The organism is Pseudomonas sp. NFX15, from assembly GCF_049132105.1.
GTDB lineage: Bacteria > Pseudomonadota > Gammaproteobacteria > Pseudomonadales > Pseudomonadaceae > Aquipseudomonas.
This window is the reverse complement of the sequence record NZ_JAFMPV010000009.1, coordinates 163,896-185,573: the sequence shown is the minus strand read 5'-3', so window position 1 is coordinate 185,573 and position 21,678 is coordinate 163,896. Positions and strand designations below refer to the sequence as shown.

The 21,678-nt window shown below is 59.4% G+C and carries 20 protein-coding genes and 1 pseudogene; 14 read left to right on the top strand and 7 right to left on the bottom strand.

Annotated features, from left to right (window positions below; translation table 11 throughout):
* Positions 1 to 17: 17 nt before the first annotated feature.
* Both phaC and J1D76_RS12790 read left to right on the top strand, forming a co-directional pair.
* Complete coding sequence (gene phaC / locus J1D76_RS12795; RefSeq protein ID WP_421138657.1) at positions 18 to 1,700, top strand: class II poly(R)-hydroxyalkanoic acid synthase; 1,683 nt, start codon at positions 18 to 20, stop codon at positions 1,698 to 1,700.
* 59 nt (positions 1,701 to 1,759) lie between these two features.
* Positions 1,760 to 2,380 carry a TetR/AcrR family transcriptional regulator gene (locus J1D76_RS12790; protein ID WP_421138656.1) on the top strand — a complete coding sequence of 207 codons (621 nt, stop codon included), beginning with the start codon at positions 1,760 to 1,762 and terminating at the stop codon, positions 2,378 to 2,380.
* A gap of 179 nt (positions 2,381 to 2,559) precedes the next feature.
* Here the strand turns inward: J1D76_RS12790 and J1D76_RS12785 are convergent, their stop codons facing one another.
* The 3 genes from J1D76_RS12785 to J1D76_RS12775 all read right to left on the bottom strand — a co-directional run bounded on the left by J1D76_RS12785 (position 2,560) and on the right by J1D76_RS12775 (position 4,403).
* Complete coding sequence (locus J1D76_RS12785; protein ID WP_421138655.1) at positions 2,560 to 3,441, bottom strand: phasin family protein; 882 nt, start codon at positions 3,439 to 3,441, stop codon at positions 2,560 to 2,562.
* A 10-nt stretch (positions 3,442 to 3,451) separates the two neighbouring features.
* On the bottom strand, positions 3,452 to 3,874 hold the full coding sequence (locus J1D76_RS12780; protein WP_421138654.1) for a phasin family protein: 423 nt from the start codon (positions 3,872 to 3,874) through the stop codon (positions 3,452 to 3,454).
* A gap of 253 nt (positions 3,875 to 4,127) precedes the next feature.
* A complete protein-coding gene (locus tag J1D76_RS12775) occupies positions 4,128 to 4,403 on the bottom strand; it encodes a polyhydroxyalkanoic acid system family protein (protein WP_421138653.1) in 276 nt (91 codons plus the stop codon).
* Between the two features lie 155 nt (positions 4,404 to 4,558).
* On the opposite strand from J1D76_RS12775, the gene ubiE reads away from it, so the two are divergent.
* The 12 genes and pseudogenes from ubiE (at position 4,559) to J1D76_RS12715 (ending at position 15,327) form a co-directional block, all read left to right on the top strand.
* Positions 4,559 to 5,329, top strand: coding sequence for a bifunctional demethylmenaquinone methyltransferase/2-methoxy-6-polyprenyl-1,4-benzoquinol methylase UbiE (ubiE, locus tag J1D76_RS12770; protein WP_060542605.1), 771 nt, complete (start codon positions 4,559 to 4,561; stop codon positions 5,327 to 5,329).
* The gene (locus tag J1D76_RS12765) at positions 5,329 to 5,952 is read left to right on the top strand and encodes a ubiquinone biosynthesis accessory factor UbiJ (RefSeq protein ID WP_421138652.1); all 624 of its coding nucleotides are present in this window, start codon (positions 5,329 to 5,331) and stop codon (positions 5,950 to 5,952) included. The genes ubiE and J1D76_RS12765 overlap by 1 nt, the downstream gene beginning before the upstream one ends.
* The gene (gene ubiB, locus J1D76_RS12760; RefSeq protein WP_421138651.1) at positions 5,949 to 7,553 is read left to right on the top strand and encodes a ubiquinone biosynthesis regulatory protein kinase UbiB; all 1,605 of its coding nucleotides are present in this window, start codon (positions 5,949 to 5,951) and stop codon (positions 7,551 to 7,553) included. The genes J1D76_RS12765 and ubiB overlap by 4 nt, the downstream gene beginning before the upstream one ends.
* An 80-nt stretch (positions 7,554 to 7,633) precedes the next feature.
* Positions 7,634 to 8,035: a phosphoribosyl-AMP cyclohydrolase gene (gene hisI / locus J1D76_RS12755; RefSeq protein ID WP_160390647.1), complete on the top strand. Its 402-nt coding sequence runs from the start codon at positions 7,634 to 7,636 to the stop codon at positions 8,033 to 8,035.
* On the top strand, positions 8,028 to 8,360 hold the full coding sequence (locus tag J1D76_RS12750) for a phosphoribosyl-ATP diphosphatase (RefSeq protein WP_085725457.1): 333 nt from the start codon (positions 8,028 to 8,030) through the stop codon (positions 8,358 to 8,360). The genes hisI and J1D76_RS12750 overlap by 8 nt, the downstream gene beginning before the upstream one ends.
* Before the next feature lie 25 nt (positions 8,361 to 8,385).
* Positions 8,386 to 8,658 carry a twin-arginine translocase TatA/TatE family subunit gene (locus J1D76_RS12745; protein WP_421138650.1) on the top strand — a complete coding sequence of 91 codons (273 nt, stop codon included), beginning with the start codon at positions 8,386 to 8,388 and terminating at the stop codon, positions 8,656 to 8,658.
* A gap of 10 nt (positions 8,659 to 8,668) precedes the next feature.
* Entirely contained in the window at positions 8,669 to 9,148 is a 480-nt protein-coding gene (gene tatB / locus J1D76_RS12740) for a Sec-independent protein translocase protein TatB (protein ID WP_421138649.1), read from the top strand.
* Complete coding sequence (gene tatC / locus J1D76_RS12735) at positions 9,145 to 9,939, top strand: twin-arginine translocase subunit TatC (RefSeq protein WP_421138648.1); 795 nt, start codon at positions 9,145 to 9,147, stop codon at positions 9,937 to 9,939. The genes tatB and tatC overlap by 4 nt, the downstream gene beginning before the upstream one ends.
* Positions 9,936 to 10,643 (top strand): 16S rRNA (uracil(1498)-N(3))-methyltransferase, encoded by a 708-nt coding sequence (locus tag J1D76_RS12730; protein ID WP_421138647.1) that lies wholly within the window; start codon positions 9,936 to 9,938, stop codon positions 10,641 to 10,643. Before tatC ends, J1D76_RS12730 begins: the two co-directional genes overlap by 4 nt.
* An 83-nt stretch (positions 10,644 to 10,726) precedes the next feature.
* Positions 10,727 to 11,941, top strand: a pseudogene (locus J1D76_RS12725) (methyl-accepting chemotaxis protein); the annotation flags it as partial.
* Positions 11,924 to 12,796, top strand: coding sequence for a methyl-accepting chemotaxis protein (locus J1D76_RS12720; protein ID WP_421138679.1), 873 nt, complete (start codon positions 11,924 to 11,926; stop codon positions 12,794 to 12,796). The pseudogene J1D76_RS12725 and the gene J1D76_RS12720, both read left to right, overlap by 18 nt.
* A 221-nt stretch (positions 12,797 to 13,017) precedes the next feature.
* On the top strand, positions 13,018 to 15,327 hold the full coding sequence (locus J1D76_RS12715; protein ID WP_421138646.1) for a hypothetical protein: 2,310 nt from the start codon (positions 13,018 to 13,020) through the stop codon (positions 15,325 to 15,327).
* Between the two features lie 185 nt (positions 15,328 to 15,512).
* Here the strand turns inward: J1D76_RS12715 and mdoH are convergent, their stop codons facing one another.
* From mdoH to pip, 4 genes are all read right to left on the bottom strand, one after another.
* Positions 15,513 to 18,083, bottom strand: coding sequence for a glucans biosynthesis glucosyltransferase MdoH (mdoH, locus tag J1D76_RS12710; protein ID WP_421138645.1), 2,571 nt, complete (start codon positions 18,081 to 18,083; stop codon positions 15,513 to 15,515).
* Positions 18,076 to 19,893: a glucan biosynthesis protein G gene (locus J1D76_RS12705; protein WP_421138644.1), complete on the bottom strand. Its 1,818-nt coding sequence runs from the start codon at positions 19,891 to 19,893 to the stop codon at positions 18,076 to 18,078. The genes mdoH and J1D76_RS12705 overlap by 8 nt, the downstream gene beginning before the upstream one ends.
* Before the next feature lie 321 nt (positions 19,894 to 20,214).
* A complete protein-coding gene (gene dtd, locus J1D76_RS12700) occupies positions 20,215 to 20,652 on the bottom strand; it encodes a D-aminoacyl-tRNA deacylase (protein WP_421138643.1) in 438 nt (145 codons plus the stop codon).
* A complete protein-coding gene (gene pip / locus J1D76_RS12695) occupies positions 20,649 to 21,620 on the bottom strand; it encodes a prolyl aminopeptidase (protein WP_421138642.1) in 972 nt (323 codons plus the stop codon). Before pip ends, dtd begins: the two co-directional genes overlap by 4 nt.
* Positions 21,621 to 21,678 lie beyond the last annotated feature (58 nt).

Sequence of the window (21,678 nt, the reverse complement as noted above, 5' to 3'; positions counted from 1 at the left end):
CGAAGGAGTGTTCAATCATGCGCGAGAAACCAGCGAGGGACTCCTTACCGACTCCCGCCGCGTTCATCAATGCACAGAGTGCGATCACTGGCCTGCGTGGTCGGGATCTGCTGTCGACCCTGCGCAGTGTGGCCGCCCATGGCTTGCGCAACCCGGTGCACAGCGCCCGACACGCACTCAAGCTTGGCGGTCAGCTTGGCCGCGTATTGCTGGGGGAAACCCTGCACCCGACCAACCCGCAGGACGCACGTTTCGCCGACCCGGCGTGGAGCCTCAACCCGTTTTATCGCCGTAGCCTGCAGGCCTATCTGAGCTGGCAGAAACAGGTCAAGAGCTGGATCGACGAGAGCGGCATGAGCCCGGACGACCGTGCCCGCGCCCACTTCGCGTTCACCTTGCTCAACGACGCCGTTTCGCCCTCCAACAGCCTGCTCAATCCACTGGCGGTCAAGGAGCTGTTCAACTCCGGCGGCAACAGCCTGGTGCGCGGCATCGGCCATCTGGTGGACGATTTACTGCACAACGACGGCCTGCCCAGGCAGGTCACCAAGCAAGCGTTCGAAGTCGGCAAGACCGTCGCCACCACCACCGGTGCGGTGGTGTTTCGCAACGAGCTGCTGGAGCTGATCCAGTACAAGCCGATGAGCGAAAAGCAGTATTCCAAGCCGCTGCTGGTGGTGCCGCCACAGATCAACAAGTTCTACATTTTCGACCTGAGCCCGCACAACAGCTTTGTCCAGTACGCCCTGAAGAACAACCTGCAAACCTTCGTGATCAGCTGGCGCAACCCCGACGTCCGCCACCGCGAATGGGGGCTGTCGACCTACGTCGAAGCGGTGGAAGAAGCCATGAATGTCTGCCGGGCGATCACCGGTGCACGTGAGGTCAACCTGATGGGCGCCTGCGCCGGCGGCCTGACCATTGCCGCGTTGCAGGGTCATCTGCAGGCCAAGCGGCAGTTGCGGCGGGTCTCGAGTGCGACCTATCTGGTGAGTTTGCTCGACAGCCAAATGGACAGCCCGGCCACGCTGTTCGCCGATGAACAGACCCTTGAAGCCGCCAAGCGCCGCTCTTACCAGCGCGGTGTCCTTGATGGTCGCGACATGGCCAAGATCTTCGCCTGGATGCGCCCCAACGATCTGATCTGGAGCTACTTCGTCAACAACTACCTGTTGGGCAAAGAGCCACCGGCGTTCGACATCCTCTACTGGAACAACGACAGCACGCGCCTGCCCGCCGCGTTTCATGGCGACCTGCTGGATTTCTTCAAGCACAACCCGCTGACCCATCCGGGTGGGCTGGAAGTGTGTGGCACGCCGATCGATTTGCAGAAAGTCACCGTCGACAGCTTCAGCGTCGCCGGCATCAACGACCACATCACGCCGTGGGACGCGGTGTATCGCTCGACGCTGCTGCTCGGTGGCGAACGACGCTTCGTGTTGTCCAACAGCGGCCATGTGCAAAGCATCCTCAACCCGCCGGGCAATCCGAAAGCCAACTACGTCGAGAACCGCAAACTGAGCAGCGATCCGCGCGCCTGGTACTACGACGCCCAGCATGTCGATGGCAGTTGGTGGACCCAATGGCTGGGCTGGATTCAGGAGCGTTCCGGAACATTGAAAGAAACCCACATGGCGCTAGGCAACCAGAACTACCCACCGATGGAGGCAGCACCCGGTACTTACGTGCGCGTGCGCTGACGTTCAACGCGCCGCGGCCAATGATGGCCGTGGCAAGACCCGATCAATAAGAAGACTGGATGAAAACCCGCGACCGGATCCTCGAATGTGCCCTGCAGTTGTTCAACCAGAAGGGCGAACCGAATGTCTCCACCATGGAAGTTGCCAACGAAATGGGCATCAGCCCGGGCAACCTCTACTACCACTTCCACGGCAAGGAACCGCTGATCCTCGGGCTGTTCGAGCGCTTCCAGGGTGAACTGGCACCCTTGCTCGATCCACCGGCCGATGTCGAACTGGCACCGGAGGATTACTGGCTGTTCCTGCACCTGATCGTCGAACGCCTGTCCCATTACCGGTTCCTGTTCCAGGACCTGTCGAACCTCGCCGGGCGCCTGCCGAAACTGGCCAAGGGCATTCGCAACCTGCTCAATGCCCTCAAGCGCACCCTGGCGTCGCTGCTGGCGAGATTGCAGGCGCAAGGGCTGTTGGTCAGCGAGACCCAGGCGTTGGGCCAGCTGGTGGAGCAGATCACCATGACCTTGCTGTTCTCGCTGGACTACCAGCGAATCCTGGATCGTCAGGGCGAAGTGCGGCTGGTGGTTTACCAGATCATGATGCTGGTGGCGCCGCACTTGCTGCCGTCGATGAAGGCGGCGACCGAACAAATGGCGATGGAGTATCTGCAAGACCACGAATAACCCTGGCCACCGATACCCCTGTAGTAGCGAGCTTGCTCGCGATGGTATTGCAGGCGCTGATTAGTGTCGGATGTACCTTTTTCGCGAGCAAGCTCGCGCCTACAGAGACGGCCATCAAATTCTGTGCAAACAAAAACGCCCGACCTTCACAGGCCGGGCGTTTTCTTGAGCCCTGAAAATCAGGACTGACTGGTTGGCGTCGATGGAGCTGGCGCGGCAGTCGGGGTCACGGCAGGGGTAGGCGCGGTCGCGGAGTTCGATGCGCTGACCGGGGCTGCCGGTGTCGCTGGCTTTGCAGCCGCTACTGCGGGTTTCGGCGCGGCGGCTTTTGGAGCGGCCGGCTTCTTCACAGCAGGTTTTTTCGCGGCGGCTGGCTTGGCGGCGGCAGGTTTGGCTGCAGCCGTTTTAGCCGCAGGCTTGGCCGCTGCTGGTTTGGCAGCCGGTTTAGCGGCTGGCTTGGCGGCGGCTTTCGCTGCAACCGGTTTGGCCGCTGGCTTGGCGGCTGCAGGTTTTGCCGCAGCGGTTTTAGCAGCAGGCTTGGCCGCTGCTTTTACCAATGGCTTGGCAGCGGTTTTCGCCGCTGGTTTGGCCGCGGCCGTTTTGGCAGCAGGTTTGGCGGCTGCGGTTTTCGCCGCAACAGGCGCAACCTTGGCACCGGTCAGCTTTTCGATTTGCTTGGTCAGGGTATCGACCTTGCTGTGCAACGCCTTGACTTCGTTGCGGCTCGGAACGCCCAGGCGCGAAATGGCGCTGTTCAGGCGCTTGTCGAAAGCACCTTCGAGTTCATCCCACTTGCCCAGCGCACGGTCTTTCACGCCGCTGATGCGCGACTTGGCCGAAGAAGCGGAATCCTTGACGTCGTCAACCTTGTTGCCAACAGCGCTCTTGGCGAGCTTCTCGGCTTTCTCGCCGTCCTTAACCAATGTATCGAAGAGCTTGCTGCCGTCAGTGTCGATCTTCGAGTACACGCCCAAGCCAGCCAGCCAGATTTTGCGGGAGTAGTCTTCGACTTTCCCGATCCACGAGCTGCCTTCTTTGTCAGTATTCTTTTTGCCAGCCATCCCGTTCTCCTTAAGATTTACGCGCGACACGTTCGAGCAATGCCGTCAGCTCATCGAGCTTAGCAGAGAGTGTCTCAACGTCATGTTTAGACGGAATGCCGATACGATTCAAGGCACTTGCGACACGCGTGTCGAACGCCTTCTCGACCTTGTCGAGTTGAACTTCGACGCGACCTTTGAAAGTGCTCACTTCAGTCTTGGCTTCATCGATTTCGGCATTCGCCGCTTCGAGTTTCTCAGCGACTACTTTTTTGCCATTTTTTTCAACAACTTGACCAGCCTTGATCAGCTCTTGAAAGTACTCGCTACCCTCTTGGCCGACCTTGGTGTAGGCACCCAGGCCTGCCAGCCAGATCTTGCGGGCGTAGGTTTTGACGTCGCCAAGAGCAGAGGTCGATGCGTCGATTTTTTTCTTCAGAATAACTTTGGCCATGGTGCACCTCACGCGCAGAAGGTTTGAGGAACTGCCCGCAAGAAGTGTCGGGCTTGGGCACAAAGTAGGGAGAAAAATTAGAAACGGCACCCTAACAACTGACATAAACCTTTGGTCACACCACATCAAAAACTGTAGGAGCGGGCTTGCCCGCGAAGGGGCCGGTACATCCACCATATTGTCTGTGGCTGAACTACCGCCTTCGCGGGCAAGCCCGCTCCTACAGAGGTATCGGTTCGGCGCGAAGTCGGGATCAGACCAGCACTTTATCGAGGGCCTTTTCGATTTCCGCTTTGATCATGCCGCTCATGGCCGACATCATCAGGCCCAGCTCCACGTCGACCTTGATCGAATCTTCACTGACATGCACCGCGCCCTTCACGCCCGAGCGCTTGAGGTTCAGGGTGTCGCCGGACCATTGCGGCTCCAGGCCATACTGGTCGGACAGTTTCTGCGCCAGTTTGTCGGCCTTCTCGCGAGCCGCTTCCTTGCCCAGGCCATGGGCACGTTCAACACTAATATGGGCCATCGAATGACTCCTGCTTTATGGATGCTTTCCCGAGGCATCTTGACCGCTGCTGCGTCAAAACGTCCCGATGGTTGCCCATCTTACCTTCAGCCTTGCCAAGACAAAGCATGGCTTGGGGATTAGAATGTCGCGCATTCTCTTTTGGTGACAGCGATATGACTGATCAGCGCAAAGGCAGCGATGCCGAACCCACCACTCACTTCGGCTTCAAAAACGTTCCGGAAAGCCAGAAAGCGGAAAAAGTCGCTGAGGTTTTCCACTCGGTAGCCGCCAAGTACGACCTGATGAACGACCTTTTGTCGGGCGGCATGCACCGTTTATGGAAGCGTTTCGCAATCGAACTGTCGGGCGTGCGCAGCGGCAACCGCGTGCTCGACATCGCTGGCGGCACGGGCGACCTGACCAAGAAGTTCTCGCACCTGGTCGGCCCGACCGGCCAGGTTGTCTTGGCCGACATCAACGAATCCATGCTCAAGGTCGGCCGTGACCGCCTGCTGGACCTCGGTGTGGCTGGCAACGTCGAATTCGTTCAGGCCGATGCAGAAAAACTGCCGTTCCCGGACAACCATTTCGACTGCGTGACCATCGCCTTCGGCCTGCGCAATGTGACCCACAAGGAAGACGCCCTGCGCTCGATGCTCCGTGTGCTCAAGCCAGGCGGCCGCCTGTTGGTGCTGGAATTCTCCAAGCCGACCAACGCGCTGATGTCCAAGGCCTACGACGCTTATTCGTTCGCCTTCATGCCGCTGATGGGCAAGCTGATCACCAACGACTCGGAAAGCTATCGCTACCTGGCCGAATCGATCCGCATGCACCCGAACCAGGAAACCCTGAAGTCGATGATGGTCGAGGCCGGGTTCGACCGCGTGACCTATCACAACATGACCGCAGGCATCGTTGCCCTGCACCGCGGCATCAAGCCCTGATGTTGCTCGCCGGCCTGCTCGCCAGCGTTGAACTCGGCCTGAACCGGGTGCTGCGCCTCGACAGCACGGCGCTGCCGCGGCTGGCGCATTTGACCGGCAAGGTGATTGCCGTCGACTGCCGCAGCCCGGCGCTGCAACTGTTCATTCTGCCGAGCGACGAAGGCTTGATGCTGGCCTCGCATTGGGAAACCGCTGTCGACTGCACCCTGCGTGCGCCGGCCTCGAGCCTGATCAAACTGGCCGTGAGCAAAGACAAGACCGCGGTGCTGCACGCCCCGGAAGTCGAACTCGATGGCGACAGCGGCGTGCTGCTGGAGCTGGCGGCGATCCTCCAGGACCTGGAGCTCGACTGGGAGTACGAACTCGCGCGCGTGCTCGGCCCCGTTGCCACACAACTGGTCGGCGGCCACCTGCGCAGCCGCGCCCGCTGGTATCAGCAAGGTTTCGCCAGCCTGGGCCAGAACCTGGGCGAATACCTGGCCGAAGAATCGCGCACCCTCGTCGGTCAGCGCGAAGCCGAAGCACGATTCAGTGAACTGGACCGGATCAAACTTGATCTGGAACGCCTCGAGGCGCGTTTCGAGCGCCTTTCCCGATCCCTCGACCCAAGCGATAACGCATGAAGCTGCTTGCCGTCCGCCGTTTGTTGCGCATCCAGCGCGTCGTGATCCGCTACCGCCTCGATGACCTGCTGTTCGATCTGCCGCTGCCCTGGTTTCTCCTGGCGCTGCGCTATGTGCTGCCGTGGCGCTGGTTGCCGCGCAAGCCGCTGGACCTGAGCCGTGGTGCGCGTCTGCGTCTGGCCTTGCAGGACCTGGGGCCGATCTTCATCAAGTTCGGGCAGATTCTCTCGACCCGCCGCGACCTGCTGCCTGAAGACATCGCCGATGAGCTGATGAAGTTGCAGGACCGCGTTCCGCCGTTCGATTCGCAGTTGTCGGTCAAGCTGATCGAAGAACAGCTGGGCAAGAAGATCAGCGACGTGTTCAGCCGTTTCGATGTCGAACCGCTGGCCTCGGCCTCGGTCGCGCAGGTGCATGCCGCGCAACTGAAAACCGGTGAAGAAGTGGTGGTCAAGGTGATCCGCCCAGGCCTCAAGCCGATCATCGCCCAGGACCTGGCGTGGCTGTTCATCCTTGCCCGCGCTGCAGAAAAACTCTCGGCCGATGCGCGCCTGCTGCACCCGGTGGATGTGGTCAGCGACTACGAAAAAACCATCTACGACGAACTCGACCTGCTGCGCGAGGCGGCCAACGCCAGCCAGTTGAAGCGCAACTTCGAAGGCTCGCCGCTGCTGTATGTACCGCAAGTCTATTGGGACTGGTGCCGGCCGAAAGTGCTGGTGATGGAGCGCATCTACGGCATCCAGGTCACGGACCTGGCGACCCTGGCCGACCAGCGCACCGACATGAAGATGCTCGCCGAGCGCGGCGTGGAAATCCTCTTCACCCAGGTCTTCCGCGACAGCTTCTTCCACGCTGACATGCACCCGGGCAACATTTTCGTCAGCACGGTGAATCCGTGGAGCCCGCAGTACATCGCCATCGACTGCGGTATCGTCGGTAGCCTCACGCCCGAGGACCAGGATTACCTGGCGCGCAACCTGTTCGCCTTCTTCAAGCGCGACTACCGGCGCGTGGCGCAGTTGCACATCGATTCAGGCTGGGTGCCGGCGGAAACCAAACTCAACGAATTCGAAGCGGCGATCCGTACCGTGTGCGAGCCGATCTTCGAAAAACCGTTAAAGGATATTTCCTTCGGCCAGGTGCTGATGCGCCTGTTCCAGACCGCTCGCCGCTTCAACATGGAAGTGCAGCCCCAGTTGGTCCTGCTGCAAAAAACCCTGCTGAACATCGAAGGCCTGGGCCGCCAGTTGTACCCGGACCTCGACCTGTGGAACACCGCGCAGCCGTTCCTCGAACGCTGGATGCGCGAGCGGGTCAGCCCCAAGGCCTTGCTGGGCAATGTGCAGAGCCAGTTCGAACAGATCCCGCACCTGGCCAACATGGCCCGCGACCTGCTCGAACGCATGTCCCAACCCCACGCCTACGACCCACCGCCACCGTGGCATCGCCGTCGGGACGAATGGTTCCTGCGCTTGCTCGGTACGGCCCATCTGGCCGGGGGCGCGATCCTGGCCGCGGGCGGGCCGCTCAACCCGTTCGCTTACTGGCCGGCCGGGATCATGATGGCCGTCGGTTTGTATCTGGTCGTTCGCCGATAGCCAGTTGTGTGAACCACTGGCACACTGTTTCAACGCGGGGCGCTACTCATGAAGTGTGGAGCCCGTTGTCGGAGTCGAAGATGAAAAACTGGCTGGACGAGATCAAGTGGGACGCTGACGGCCTGGTGCCGGCGATTGCCCAGGATCACAAGACCGGGCGCGTCCTGATGATGGCCTGGATGAACCGCGAAGCACTGCAACTGACCGCTGCCGAGAACCGCGCCATCTACTGGTCGCGTTCGCGTGGCAAGCTGTGGCGCAAGGGCGAGGAGTCCGGCCACGTGCAGACCCTGCACGAGATGCGCCTGGACTGTGACGCCGACGTCATCATCCTGATGGTCGAGCAGATCGGCGACATCGCCTGCCATACCGGCCGCCAGAGCTGCTTCTACCGCGTTTACGAGAACGGCGACTGGACGACCGTCGACCCGGTTTTGAAAGATCCGCACGCCATCTATTCCGCAGGACACAAACATGAGTGACACTCTGACCCGTCTGGCCGAGGTGCTGGAAGCGCGCAAAGGCGCCGCTGCCGACAGCTCGTATGTCGCCAGCCTGTACCACAAGGGCTTGAACAAGATTCTGGAAAAAGTCGGCGAAGAGTCGGTCGAGACCATCATTGCCGCCAAGGACGCCGCCGTCAGCGGCGACTGCAGCGATGTGATCTACGAAACCGCCGATTTGTGGTTCCACAGCATGGTCATGCTCGCCCAATTGGGGCAGCATCCACAGGCTGTACTCGATGAACTGGACCGTCGTTTCGGTCTCTCCGGACACGCCGAGAAAGCCTCGCGCCCGTCCGCCTGAATAACTATTAGAGAGGAGCAGCAGCATGGGCATTTTTGACTGGAAACACTGGATCGTCATCCTGGTTGTCGTGGTACTGGTGTTCGGCACCAAGAAACTGAAAAACCTCGGCACCGATGTCGGCGAATCGATCAAGGGCTTCAAGAAAGCCATGAACGACGACGAAAAACCGGCCGATCCGACGGCGACCCCGGCCCAACCGGTTCCGCCGGTACAGCCCCAGGCCTCTGTGAACCCGCCGCACACCATCGATGTGCAGGCACAGAAAGTCGAAGAGCCGATCCGCAAAGACGTGTGAGTACTGACTTATGTTTGGTATCAGCTTCTCTGAACTGCTGCTCGTCGGCCTCGTTGCCCTGCTGGTGCTGGGCCCCGAGCGCCTGCCGGGCGCTGCGCGCACGGCCGGCCTCTGGGTCGGACGCCTGAAGCGCAGCTTCAACGCGATCAAACAGGAAGTTGAACGTGAAATCGGTGCCGACGAGATTCGTCGGCAACTGCACAACGAGCACATCCTGTCGCTTGAGCAGGAGGCGCGGAAGATCTTCAATCCCGTCCAGCAGGAACCGACGCCGGTGGAACACGTGGGTGAGCAGGCGATTCAACCGCCTGCCGCGACTACGCCTGCACCGGTCGTTGCGGCCGTGGAACCTGCGCCGGTCATGACAGCGACTGCGGTTGAAACCGTGGCTCCCGTCGCTGCTCCTGCTGAAGCTGTACCGGTTGTTCCTGCCGCCGCGCCGACAACGCCGGCTTCTCACGACACCACTTTGCCTCCGCGAGCCTCATGAGCGATCTCCCAGAAAACGACCAGCACATGCCGCTGGTTTCGCACCTCACCGAGTTGCGTACCCGACTGCTGCGCTGCGTAGCGGCGATCTTCATCATCTTCGCCGGCCTGTTTGCGTTCACCCAGCAGATCTACACCTTCGTCTCCACGCCGCTGCGCGCCTACCTGCCAGCCGGCGCGACGATGATTGCCACCGACGTATCGTCGCCGTTCCTGACGCCGCTGAAACTGACGATGATGGTCTCGCTGTTCCTGGCCATCCCGGTGATCCTGCACCAGATCTGGGGTTTCATCGCCCCCGGCCTGTACAAGCATGAAAAACGCATTGCCGTGCCGTTGCTGATGTCGAGCATCGTGCTGTTCTATGCCGGCATGGCGTTCGCCTACTACCTGGTGTTCCCACTGATCTTCAAGTTCTTCGCCGCCGCCACTCCGGCCGGCGTGGAGATGATGACCGACATTACCAGCTACCTCGACTTCGTCATGACGCTGTTCTTCGCCTTCGGCGTGGCGTTCGAAATCCCGGTGGCCGTGGTGCTGCTGGTATGGATCGGCGTGGTCGACGTCAAATACCTGAAGAAAATCCGCCCGTACGTGGTCATTGGCTGCTTCGTGGTCGGCATGATCCTGACGCCGCCGGACATCTTCTCGCAGACCCTGCTGGCCGTGCCGATGTGGATGTTGTTCGAGATCGGCATTTTGTTTGGCAGCCTGATCAGCAAGCGCAGCGACCATCCGCAAGATGAACCGGCTGACGATCACAACGACCAGCCGCCAGCGACCCAAGCGTGAACCTGCTGCTCCTCATCGATGCCGACTTCATTGCGGCCGACCGAGTGGTCCTGCGCGATCGCCGCTTGACCCACATGCAGGAAGTCCACCGCTGCGAAGTGGGTGACAGCATGCGTGTCGGGCGGATCGGCGGGCTGATGGGTTCGGCCGAAGTCTTGCGCCTGGACGCCGATGAAGCGGAATTGCGCGTCACCCTCGACCAGTCGCCTCCGGCCAAGCTGCCATTGACCCTGGTGTTGGCCCTGCCAAGGCCCAAAATGCTGCGCAGGGTGTTCCAGACCGTGGCGGCCATGGGTGTGCCACGGGTGGTGCTGGTCAACAGCTATCGCGTCGAGAAGAGCTTCTGGCAGACGCCGTTCCTGGAGCCGGAAGCGATTCGCGAGCAATTGATCCTCGGTCTTGAACAGGCTCGGGACAGCGTGCTGCCGGAAGTCGTCATCGAGAAGCGCTTCAAGCCCTTTGTCGAAGATCGTCTGCCGGCGATCACCGACGGCACCCTCGGCCTCGTCGGGCATCCCGGCAACTATCCGCCCTGCCCCCGCGCCTTGAGCGAACCGGTAACCCTGGCCATCGGCCCGGAGGGTGGCTGGATTCCCTACGAAATCGACCTGCTGGGCAAATCCGGCCTGCAACCGGTGCAACTGGGCGAACGCATCCTGCGCGTCGAAACCGCCGTGACCGCGCTGCTCGCCCGCCTTTTCTAACACCAGACACAATCCCTGTGGCGAGGGGGCTTGCCCCCTTTTGGGCGCGAAGCGGCCACTGTTGTTTATTCCAGCTAAACCGCATGTACTTTTTACGGCTGCTGCGCACCCGAACGGGGGCAAGCCCCCTCGCCACAGATCACCGCACATCTGAAAAGTCCTGGATGTCTACAGATTCAAGCGCCCCTGCCGATACACCCCCCATAAAACCAAATTGTGGTCCGGGGAGTTTCAGCATGTATCAATGGCTAGCCGATAATTTGGGCAACGTCAGCGTCAAACGCAAACTGGGGATCGGCTTTGGCCTGGTGTTGTTGCTCACCCTGCTGATCACGTTCACCGGCTGGACCGGCCTGGGCGACGTGACCAGTCGCGGCGACAAGCTGGGGTTCATCTCCGATCTCAACGGCCTGACCAAAGACCTGCGCATTGCCCGCCTGGATTACGAGATGCGCCGCGGCGAACAAGGCCCCGGTGCGGTCAACGAGCTGCTGGGCAAACTCGAAAGCGGACTGCAGACCGCCCGCGGCTTGATCGAGCAGCCTGCCGATTCCGCGCTGGTCGATCAACAACTGGCCGCCGTCGCCGAATACCGCCGCGCCTTCAGCGACATGACCCAGGCCGGTATCCAGCGTGAAGACGCCCGCAGCACGCTCGGCGCCACCGCCGACAACGCCGTGGCCCGCGTCGCCGAGGTGGAAAAATCCATGCTGCAAGGCGACAGCGTCAGCGCTTTCAACAGCGTCATCGACCTGAGCAAGCTGATCCAGCAGGCGCGCTTCCAGGTCCGCGGCTACACCTACAGCGCCAAGAGCGAAGCCGAACAACCGGCCCTCGACGCCATCGACAATGCCCTGAAAAACCTCGAGAGCCTGCCGGCCAAGCTGCCGCAAGAACACCTCGCCAACCTGCAACAGGCGACCGATTCGCTGAAGGCCTATCGCGCTGCGGTCAGCCAGTTCCGCGACTCCCAGATGGCCAGCGCCAAGGCCCTGGCCCATATGGCCGCCCAGGGTGAAATCCTCCTGGACGTGAGCAAGAAGCTCACCACCTCGCAAACGGTCGTGCGTGACACCGATGCCGCCCACGCCAAGAACATGCTGCTGCTGGCTACCGTTTTGGCCATTGCCTTCGGCCTGTTGGCCGCCTGGGCGATCACCCGGCAGATCATCATTCCATTGAACCAGACGCTGGAGGTGGCCCAACGCGTGGCCGCCGGTGACCTGACCTACAACCTGAACTCCCCGCGCCGGGATGAACTCGGCCAGTTGCAGCGCGCCATGCAGAGTATGACCCAGGGCCTGCGCGAACTGATCGGCGGCATCAGCGATGGCGTCACGCAAATTGCCAGCGCCGCCGAAGAGCTGTCCGCCGTCACCGAGCAGACCAGCGCCGGGGTCAACAGCCAGAAGGTCGAAACCGATCAAGTCGCGACCGCGATGAACGAAATGGCCGCCACCGTGCAGGAAGTTGCGCGCAACGCCGAAGAAGCCTCCGAAGCCGCCGTCGCCGCCGACCAGCAGGCCCGTGAGGGCGACAAAGTGGTCGGTGAAGCCATCGCCCAGATCGAACGCCTGGCCAAGGAAGTCGGCCACTCCACCGAGGCCATGGGCGAACTCAAGCGCGAAAGCGACAAGATCGGCAGCGTGCTCGACGTCATCAAGTCCGTGGCCCAGCAAACCAACCTGCTGGCGCTCAACGCCGCGATTGAAGCCGCCCGCGCCGGTGAAGCCGGACGCGGTTTTGCCGTGGTCGCCGACGAAGTCCGCAGCTTGGCGCAGCGCACCCAGAAGTCCACCGAAGAGATCGAAGAGCTGATCGTCGGCCTGCAAAACGGCACCCAGCAAGTGGCGACCATCATGGACAACAGCCGCACCCTGACCGACAGCAGCGTCGAACTGACCCGCCGCGCCGGTGGCTCACTGGAAAGCATCACCCGCACGGTGTCGGCGATCCAGGCGATGAACCAGCAGATCGCGGCGGCCGCCGAACAGCAGAGCGCCGTGGCCGAGGAGATCAACCGTAGTGTGCTGAACGTGCGGGATGTGTCGGATCAGACGTCGGCGGCGAGTGAAGAGACGGCAGCGTCGAGCGTTGAGCTGGCGCGGTTGGGGACGCATTTGCAGATGTTGGTGGGGCGGTTCAAGGTTTGAAGGTTCTTATAGCGTGAATAACCTTGCAAGATAATATGGCCGGCACTCCATACCGGCCCATTGTTTTTCTGAGCCCCCGAAAAACTACCGCACCTTCGACTACCGATCAAACTTTTAAGATTAGCAAATATCAGCTGCTAATTTAACTGACAGTTCTGATAGTTTCAGCCACGCGCAAAAAGGATCACGATTAGAGCTCCATTCTCTATGGAGCATTTATCATGAACGACGATACAAGCAGCATACCTGCAACCATGGACACTCCACCTCCTTCCGAGCCCATCGAAGCCACTGCAAATTACAAACGCTGGATGACCGACTTAGTGGGCATCGAAGATATGCGGCTACATGAATTGGCAATTCCAGGCGCACATAATTCCGGTGTTGATATGGCAGGCACATGGGGTATCGCCGAGCTATTGGGTGCCTGTCAGAACAATTCATTTCATCACCAATTAAATGTCGGCGCACGATATCTTGATTTGCGACTTGACGATACCAGCTACTTGAAGCAGACGGGGAGTTCCGCGCCTGAATATAAATGGACAGTGCAGTTTGAATTCACGCACGGACAAAGTGGTTTCTACTCTAACGCGAAACGAACACTGCAAAACCTGGTCGATATAGCTCGGATTTTTTCAAACGAAAACCCTGGCGAGTTTCTGATACTAGATATTCGAAAATTCAGAAAAAACCAACCTGACAGCCTTGAAAAAGCATTTCCCCATCTAACACCACTTAAAAATCTACTGATACCAAACTCAGCTCAGGACATGACCGTTGGTGAAATCCGTCTCAAATTCCCGGGGCGCAATATCATTTTATCTTTCGACCATGGCTCCCCCAAAGACTGGAAGCCGGAATGGGTGCAAAAAATCGACCTCTGGCCGACGATTAGACATATTTGGAGCGCAGATGACAGCGAACAAAATATCGCAAATCTGGTAGCCAACACAATGGCTTCCCCGCCTCAAGATTTATACTGGGCATTAAGCGCCGCCACTCGAAGCTCAAATGGCCCTATACATTTGAAGGCCGATCACCCTATACGCAAATTACCATTTCAGGAAGGCAAACAGAATGTAAAAATTCTTATGGTCGACTTTCTTGAGCGCCCCGACACCATCGCTAGTGTCACGGATGCCTGCATAGCTCTAAATAGAAAAAGAGTAGAAAATTTATCACCGCCCAAACCTCCAAAAAACCTCACCGCCAGAAAGTTGACCGGGCAAAACCTGCAGAACACGGTGGAATTCAATTGGGACCGAGGGGAAGATGATATCGGTATCAGACAATATGAAATATTCGAAGGTGACAACCTACTAATCACCACAAGCGATATCCCTCACAGAGAAAAAAATCTTCCTTTTAAAAACTACACACTTAAAGTCAGAGCAGTTAATACAACCGGAAAGCGCTCAACTTTCTCATCGCCATTTACCTTCGCTCAAGATACCACCCCCCCAACTGCCCCCACACACATCACAATCGGTTCCCTGAACGCGAATGGTATCATTGGTACTTTCGTTCCATCATACGACCAGGCAGGCATAGAACACTATGAAGTCATCATAGGAGACCTTCCACGGATGATTACCCCTGTCAACCTTTTCTATTTGATGAACTTGGAAACAGAAACAACCTACCCCATTAAAATCCGGGCAAAAGATAAAAATGGACTTTACTCCGAATACACTGAGAGCGAATATGAAACATATCCGGAAAATCTAAAAAATCCTAAAGTAGTCATAGTAGAAAAATCCTCAGATGGCGACGCTTATACTGCATGCATTTCTTGGGACCCACCGACCTCTACCTCTCGCGATGTAACCTGTAAATATAGCGTTGATGGTATTACAGTACCGACATTGGGTATATCTCATGGCGAGGAAAGACCTAGCCTTCAATTTGAAGGAAAGGTAGGACAACAAACGACAATCGGTCACCAGATAATATTCGGCGCTACCCACGGTACAATCAACAATTTCAGCTTCACTATCGCCCGATCACTGCTGGCGCCAATCACCAACTTAAGATTTACATCAAGCACACCTGGCCTGGCGTCGGTCAGTTGGTCTCGCTCTACCAGTACAAACGTCACAAACTACGCCATATCTGTAAACAACTCTTCCCCTGTTTTAGTACCAAGCACGCAGACTTCCTATCAGATCCGCAATCCGTCTGCAGATGACATGTTTCTTATCGAGATATGGGCCGTTGGCAACTTCACCTTACCTTCGGTTGTCGTATCACTTCCAATAACCATCCCGCCTTTGAAGCCAGACGCGCCAAGCAACTTTCGCTATATACCCCTTATAGTTTCAAAACTTGAATGGGACGCTCCAAGCCAGCCCGTAAACGGGTACCGCGTCGTTCTGATCGGCCCTGGAGGTAACGAATTGCTGTACAGCACAACCGAGCCGAAACTTGCCCCACTATTGCTCCCCAAAACACGTTATGACGCTAGGATCACAGCCAGTAATGATTCAGGAGAGTCTCCTCCATTGATCGCGGAGTTCACAACGCGCTAAAAGGTCGTCGAGAAAATGCGGCCTTGGTGAATCAGGTCGTAGTTGCCTGCTCAAAAACTGCCGTGCAACAACTCTGCAGATATTGGGTCGACCAAACAACATGCGGGGACCAACGATAAAACCCGGCGCCAAAACGAAAAAAGCCCTGCAAGCACACGCTTGCAGGGCTTTTTCGAGATCTTTTATCAAGCCAACTGAGGCTGCACACTCAACGGTTTGAGCGGCAACAACGGTGCATGGGGGTCGGCCTTCACCGACTTGCGCCACGCCTCCAGCCACTCGGCATGCCCTTCGCTCCAGACCTGCTCATGCAAGCGAGCCAGGGCCACCGGATCGCTCAGCAGTTGCACCTTCTCGTTGTTGGTCAGCCCTTGCGGCCCAACCTTCATCGCGTGACGCACTCGCTCGACCCGCAGCCACTCGATTGGCTCGGACTGTCGGTGGCGCGAAGTCGCCAGCGAGCACGCCAGGGCGTTCTGTTGTGGATCGACCACCGAACGGACGAAGCCGTCGTTCAGCGCGTGCCAGCGGTTTTCGTGGGTGTACTGGTCAGTGGCCAGCAACGCCTGCGGTGGATTGTATTCCTCAGGGATCAGGAACAGGCTCTCGTCGCGGGATTTGAGACCCAGGCCAACACGGCTGGAGATCACCGACACCGGAATCGACAGCATCAACGAACCGACAATCGGCACCAGCCACCACAGGAAGCTCGGGTTCAGCCAGATCACCAGCAAGGCCCAGAAGAAGCCCAGCAGGGTTTGCGGGCCGTGGCGCTTGACCGCTTCGCTCCATGGCGTGGAGTCGTCGTCACGTTGCGGCGAGTTCCAGGTCGCGGCCCAGCCGAGGAACGCGGCGAGGACGAAACGGGTATGGAAGATCATCCGCACCGGCGCCAGCAGCATGGAGAACAGCATCTCCAGCAGCATCGACAGGGTCACCTTGAACTTGCCACCGAACTCTTTCGCGCCCTTGGCCCAGATCAGGATGATGCTCAACAGTTTCGGCAGGAACAGCAGCACGACGGTGGTCGAGAACAACGCAATGGCCTTGTCCGGATGCCATTGAGGCCACAGTGGATAGAGCTGGCGTGGTTCGAGGAAGTACTGCGGCTCCATCAGTGTGTTGACTGCCAGCAGCGCGGTCGACAACACCAGGAAGAAGAACCACAACGGCGCCGACAAGTAAGACATCACGCCGGTCAGGAACACCGCACGGTGCACCGGGTGCATGCCTTTTACCAGGAACAGGCGGAAGTTCATCAGGTTGCCGTGGCACCAGCGACGGTCACGCTTGAGTTCGTCCAGCAGGTTCGGCGGCAGTTCTTCGTAGCTGCCCGGCAAATCGTAGGCAATCCACACGCCCCAGCCGGCACGGCGCATCAGCGCCGCTTCAACGAAGTCGTGGGAGAGGATCGCGCCGGAGAACGCGCCCTTACCGGGCAACGGCGCCAGGGCGCAGTGGTCGATAAACGGCTTCATGCGGATGATCGCGTTGTGACCCCAGTAGTGGGATTCACCCAACTGCCAGAAGTGCAGGCCGGCGGTGAACAGAGGGCCGTATACGCGGGTGGCGAACTGCTGCATGCGCGCATACAGGGTGTCCATGCCCGACGCACGCGGCGCGGTCTGGATGATCCCGGCGTCCGGCGTGGCTTCCATCAGGCGCACCAGGCTGGTCAGGCACTCGCCGCTCATCACCGAGTCGGCATCGAGTACGACCATGTACTTGTAGTCACCGCCCCAACGACGGCAGAAGTCGTCGAGGTTGCCGCTCTTGCGTTTAACGCGGCGACGGCGACGGCGATAGAAGATCTTGCCGAAGCCACCGGCTTCACGGCAGACGTCCAGCCAAGCCTGTTGCTCGGCGACGCAGATATCGGCGTCGTTGCTGTCGCTGAGGACGAAGAAGTCGAAACGATCCAGGTCACCCGTGGCCGCGACTGACTCGAAGGTTGCGCGCAGACCGGCGAATACCCGGGGCACGTCTTCGTTGCAGATCGGCATCACCAGCGCGGTGCGTGCATCTTTCGCAATCGGCTCGGTGCCGGCGCTGGCGCCGGAAATACGGTACTTGTCGTGACCGGTGAGCAATTCGAGGAAGCCCATCAGCGCGGTCCAGAAACCGGCCGACACCCAGCAGAACAAAATCCCGAACAGGATCAGGATGCTGGTCTGCAACGCATATGGCAGTACTTGCGTGGCGGTTTGCAGCAGCGGTTGGTGCAGCACCTCGTTGAGGTCGACGAACGACCAGCCCTGGTACGGCATGATGCCTTTCATGTACCAGCCGGCAACGATGGTCTGGCCGAGCATCAGCACCAACAGAATGTAGCGACGGATCGAACCCACGGTGCGCCAGCGCGCCGCGGGCAGGACACGTTCGTCCTTGGGCGGCTTCGGCGGGTTGGTACGACCGGTCAGGCGGCGCCAGCCACGCACCAGGATATTGGTGCGCCATGGCTCCGGCACGACCTTGGTCCGCCGGATCGGCGGGGTTGCCTTCAGGCAAACCCGGCCATTGGCGTCGAGCACCAGCATTTCCGCGTCTTGCAGCTCTTCGGCCGTGCTCAGGGTCAGGCGCTTGCCGACCGAAGCCTGGGCGGCGTCGGTCGGGGCGTCGAACGTCGAGGACGACAGGCGTTCATGCAGCTCGCTGAAGGACTGGCAGCCCGCGAGTTCCGCGCGCTGCTGGTCGGTCATCGGCAGATGCGCCAGATACTCGGAAAGAGTTTCTGGCTGTACGTGTGAATTACTCATCGGCAGGCAACTGGTAGCTCCAGGTCTCGGTCAGGACTTCTTCAGTCGGCGCCGATTCCGGTGTGGCTGGGGTCGCGTCGGCAGCGGCAGGCTGCTGCTTGGCGTCTTTATTGGCCTTGTCCTTGGCCTCTGCAACCGGCTTGGCGTCAGTCGGCTTGGCTTCCCCTTGCTTGGCTTCCTTGTCTTCCTTCTCTTGTTGCTTGGCGGCCACCTTGTCGGCTTTGGCAACCGAGGAGTTGGACGCCGGGATCGAAGTCTTGGCCAGGTCGGCCGGCACGATGTTTTGTACCAGCGCCGCACGCATTTCAGTGGCCTTGCCCGGATCCTTGATCTTCAACCGCAGGGTCAGGCGCCAGCCCTTGGTTTCAGGGTTGAAGCGCACGCTGTTTTCCACCAGCTCAGCGTTGTCACCGACGCTGACCTGGCTGCGCACGTCGGCATCGGCCGGCAATGCCGCCAGCGACGGGCCTTCGAAGTCCACCAGATAAGCCACGCTGCCGTCTGGCTGACGGATCAGGTTGGATTGTTTTACGTCACCGGTGGAACGCAGGGTCTGCTTGACCCAGGCGCTGTCCGGCGCGTGAATGGCGGCTTCGTCCATGGTCCAGTGCATACGATAAGCGACATCCAGCGGCTGGCCAGGTTCCGGCAATTTCTCCGGGTTCCAGAAGGCCACGATGTTGTCGTTGGTTTCGTCGGCGGTCGGAATTTCAACCAGGTCGACGGTGCCCTTGCCCCACTCGCCCTTCGGCTCGATCCAGGCACTTGGGCGCTTGTCGTAGCGGTCGTCGAGGTCTTCGTAGTGGCTGAAGTCACGGCCGCGTTGCAGCAAGCCGAAACCACGCGGGTTTTCGACCGAGAAGTTGCTCACCGACAGGTGTTTCGGGTTGTTCAGTGGACGCCAGATCCACTCGCCGTTGCCGGCATGGATCGCCAGCCCGCTGGAGTCGTGCAGTTCGCGACGGTAGTTGAGCACTTTCGACGGCTGGTTGGCGCCGAACAGGTACATGCTGGTCAGCGGCGCGATGCCCAGCTTGCCGACCTTGTCACGCAGGAACATCTGCGCCTTGACGTCGACGATGGTGTCGCTGCCCGGACGCAGGATCAGGCGATAGGCGCCGGTGGCACGCGGCGAGTCCAGCAGGGCGAAGATCACCAAATGCTTGTCGCCCGGCTTGGGTTGTTGAATCCAGAATTCGCGGAAACGCGGGAATTCTTCTCCGGACGGCAGCGCGGTGTCGATGGCCATGCCGCGGGCGGACAAGCCATAAACGTGACCCTTGCCGACGACGCGGAAGTAGCTCGCGCCGAGCATGGTCATGATTTCGTCTTGCTTGTCAGCCTTGTTGATCGGGTACAGCACACGGAAACCGGCATAGCCGAGTTGTTCGGTGGCCTTGGGGTCGAACTGCAAGTCGCCGAAGTCGAAACGACTTGGATCGTATTTGATCTCTTCGACGGTGTTCGCGGTGATTTCGTTGATTTTCACCGGCGTATCGAAATGCATGCCCTGGTGATAGAAGGACAGCTTGAACGGCGTCTTCTGATCAGCCCATTCGGCTTTTTCGGTCAGAAAACGAATTTTCTGATAGTCCGCGAATTTCATGTCGCGAAATTCGTTCGGCAGGTTACTGCGCGGCGCTTCGTACTTCTGCGCGGCCAGCTCTTTTGCCTTGGCCGAGACATCATCCAGACTGAATGCCCAAAGCTGGCCGGCGCTGAGCAGGCAGAGCAATGCAGAACCCGCTACGAGGGCGCTACGTAGCCGTTTGGCAGACAATTTTGGTGCGTTACAGGGACTAACAATCACGAGCAACCCTCGCCGAAAACAGATCAAAAAACCAACGGCCAGTTAAAGGGTCTGCGCGGTACGCGGTGTGAAAAAACCGCCCTTGCAAACCACTCTTGCCAAGTTGGCGAGCATTGTTCCGACTCCGCTGGGGCGAAATGATTCCCCAATCGGATCCGGACAAGTCTCTACCTAAGTCAAAATGGACCAACGAACGCTGATCCCCGTAGCGCGCGATTATCTAGTAGGCCGCGTTACAACGCATCAGGGGTAACAAAGTATTTATCCGGAAAATGCCCTGTTTACAGCCGAAACGAGCGTAAAAACTTGTTTCAAGCGCTTTCAGGCCTGTAACAGGAAGGTTACCGGGCCATCATTGACCAGGTGCACCTGCATATCCGCGCCGAATCTACCTGATGCCACTGTGCCATGCACCTGTTTCGCTTTGCTTAATAAATAGTCGAAAAGCGCCTCGCCCTGCGCAGGAGGGGCCGCGGTCGAGAAACTCGGGCGCAGCCCGCTCTTGGTGTCGGCAGCCAGGGTGAACTGAGAGACCAGCAGCAGCCCGCCACCGATGTCCGCCAGGGACAGATTCATCTTGCCCTCGGCGTCACTGAATACCCGATAGTTAAGCAGCTTATTGAGAAGTTTGTCGGCGTTGGCCCGCGTATCGTCAGGCTCGACGGCTACCAGGACCAGCAATCCCTGATCGACGGCACCCACGATCTCGCCCGCAACCTCGACTCGCGCGCCGCGCACCCTTTGCAGCAGGCCCTTCATGCTTCTTCTGGCGCCAAGTCGAGCAAGCGCCGGGCCATTTTGTCGGCCGCACGTACAAGGGCATCGGTGATGCCCGGCTCGGCAGCGGCGTGGCCGGCGTCACGGATAATTTGCAGCTCGCTGTTAGGCCAGGCCTGGTGCAGCTCCCAAGCGTTGTCCAGCGGGCAGATCACGTCATAGCGACCATGAATGATCACGCCGGGCAGATGGGCGATTTTGCCCATGTCGCGGATGAGTTGGTTCGGCTCAAGGAAAGCGTTGTTGGTGAAGTAGTGGCTTTCGATACGGGCGATGGACAACGCACGCTGAGGCTCGGAGAAACGATCAACCACCAGCGGGTTGGGGCGCAGGGTCGCGGTGCGGCCCTCCCAGACAGACCAGGCCTTGGCCGCGTGCATCTGGGCAATCTGGTCGTTGCCGGTCAGGCGTTTGTGAAACGCGGTGAGCAAGTCGTCGCGCTCATCCAACGGGATCGGCGCGATGTAGTCCTGCCAGTAATCGGGGAACAGACGGCTGGCGCCCGCCTGGTAGAACCATTCGATTTCCTGCGGGCGGCAAAGAAAAATCCCGCGCACGATCAGGCCGTGCACCCGCTCCGGATAGGTTTGCGCGTAGGCCAGCGCGAGGGTCGAACCCCAGGAGCCGCCGAACAGCACCCATTTGTCGATGCCCAGGTGCTGGCGAATTTTTTCAAGGTCGGCGACCAGATCCCAGGTGGTGTTGTTTTCCAGGCTGGCGTGGGGGGTGGAGCGACCGCAACCGCGCTGGTCGAAGGTGACGATGCGATACAGGTTGGGATCGAAGTAGCAACGACTCTGGGCATCACAGCCGGCGCCGGGGCCGCCATGGATGAACACCACCGGCAAACCTTGCGGTGAACCGCTTTCGTCGACGTACAGGGTGTGGGTCGCATCGACGGCCAGATCGTGCCTGGCGTAGGGTTTGATCTGCGGGTACAAAGTCTGCATTGCGCACTCCGTAAGGGGTCGAGGTCATCCCTGGGGGGACTTCTATTATTCTGCCGTG

Excerpts from the sequence above, each read along its gene's own strand:
- J1D76_RS12715 (WP_421138646.1), top strand. The coding sequence starts at position 13,018 with ATGAACGACGATACAAGCAGCATACCTGCAACCATGGACACTCCACCT.
- pip (WP_421138642.1), bottom strand. The coding sequence starts at position 21,620 with ATGCAGACTTTGTACCCGCAGATCAAACCCTACGCCAGGCACGATCTG.
- phaC (WP_421138657.1), top strand. The coding sequence starts at position 18 with ATGCGCGAGAAACCAGCGAGGGACTCCTTACCGACTCCCGCCGCGTTC.
- J1D76_RS12765 (WP_421138652.1), top strand. The coding sequence starts at position 5,329 with ATGTTGCTCGCCGGCCTGCTCGCCAGCGTTGAACTCGGCCTGAACCGG.
- J1D76_RS12745 (WP_421138650.1), top strand. The coding sequence starts at position 8,386 with ATGGGCATTTTTGACTGGAAACACTGGATCGTCATCCTGGTTGTCGTG.
- tatC (WP_421138648.1), top strand. The coding sequence starts at position 9,145 with ATGAGCGATCTCCCAGAAAACGACCAGCACATGCCGCTGGTTTCGCAC.
- J1D76_RS12780 (WP_421138654.1), bottom strand. The coding sequence starts at position 3,874 with ATGGCCAAAGTTATTCTGAAGAAAAAAATCGACGCATCGACCTCTGCT.
- tatB (WP_421138649.1), top strand. The coding sequence starts at position 8,669 with ATGTTTGGTATCAGCTTCTCTGAACTGCTGCTCGTCGGCCTCGTTGCC.
- mdoH (WP_421138645.1), bottom strand. The coding sequence starts at position 18,083 with ATGAGTAATTCACACGTACAGCCAGAAACTCTTTCCGAGTATCTGGCG.
- J1D76_RS12750 (WP_085725457.1), top strand. The coding sequence starts at position 8,028 with ATGAGTGACACTCTGACCCGTCTGGCCGAGGTGCTGGAAGCGCGCAAA.
- ubiE (WP_060542605.1), top strand. The coding sequence starts at position 4,559 with ATGACTGATCAGCGCAAAGGCAGCGATGCCGAACCCACCACTCACTTC.
- J1D76_RS12720 (WP_421138679.1), top strand. The coding sequence starts at position 11,924 with ATGCAGAGTATGACCCAGGGCCTGCGCGAACTGATCGGCGGCATCAGC.
- J1D76_RS12775 (WP_421138653.1), bottom strand. The coding sequence starts at position 4,403 with ATGGCCCATATTAGTGTTGAACGTGCCCATGGCCTGGGCAAGGAAGCG.
- J1D76_RS12785 (WP_421138655.1), bottom strand. The coding sequence starts at position 3,441 with ATGGCTGGCAAAAAGAATACTGACAAAGAAGGCAGCTCGTGGATCGGG.
- dtd (WP_421138643.1), bottom strand. The coding sequence starts at position 20,652 with ATGAAGGGCCTGCTGCAAAGGGTGCGCGGCGCGCGAGTCGAGGTTGCG.
- hisI (WP_160390647.1), top strand. The coding sequence starts at position 7,634 with ATGAAAAACTGGCTGGACGAGATCAAGTGGGACGCTGACGGCCTGGTG.
- ubiB (WP_421138651.1), top strand. The coding sequence starts at position 5,949 with ATGAAGCTGCTTGCCGTCCGCCGTTTGTTGCGCATCCAGCGCGTCGTG.
- J1D76_RS12790 (WP_421138656.1), top strand. The coding sequence starts at position 1,760 with ATGAAAACCCGCGACCGGATCCTCGAATGTGCCCTGCAGTTGTTCAAC.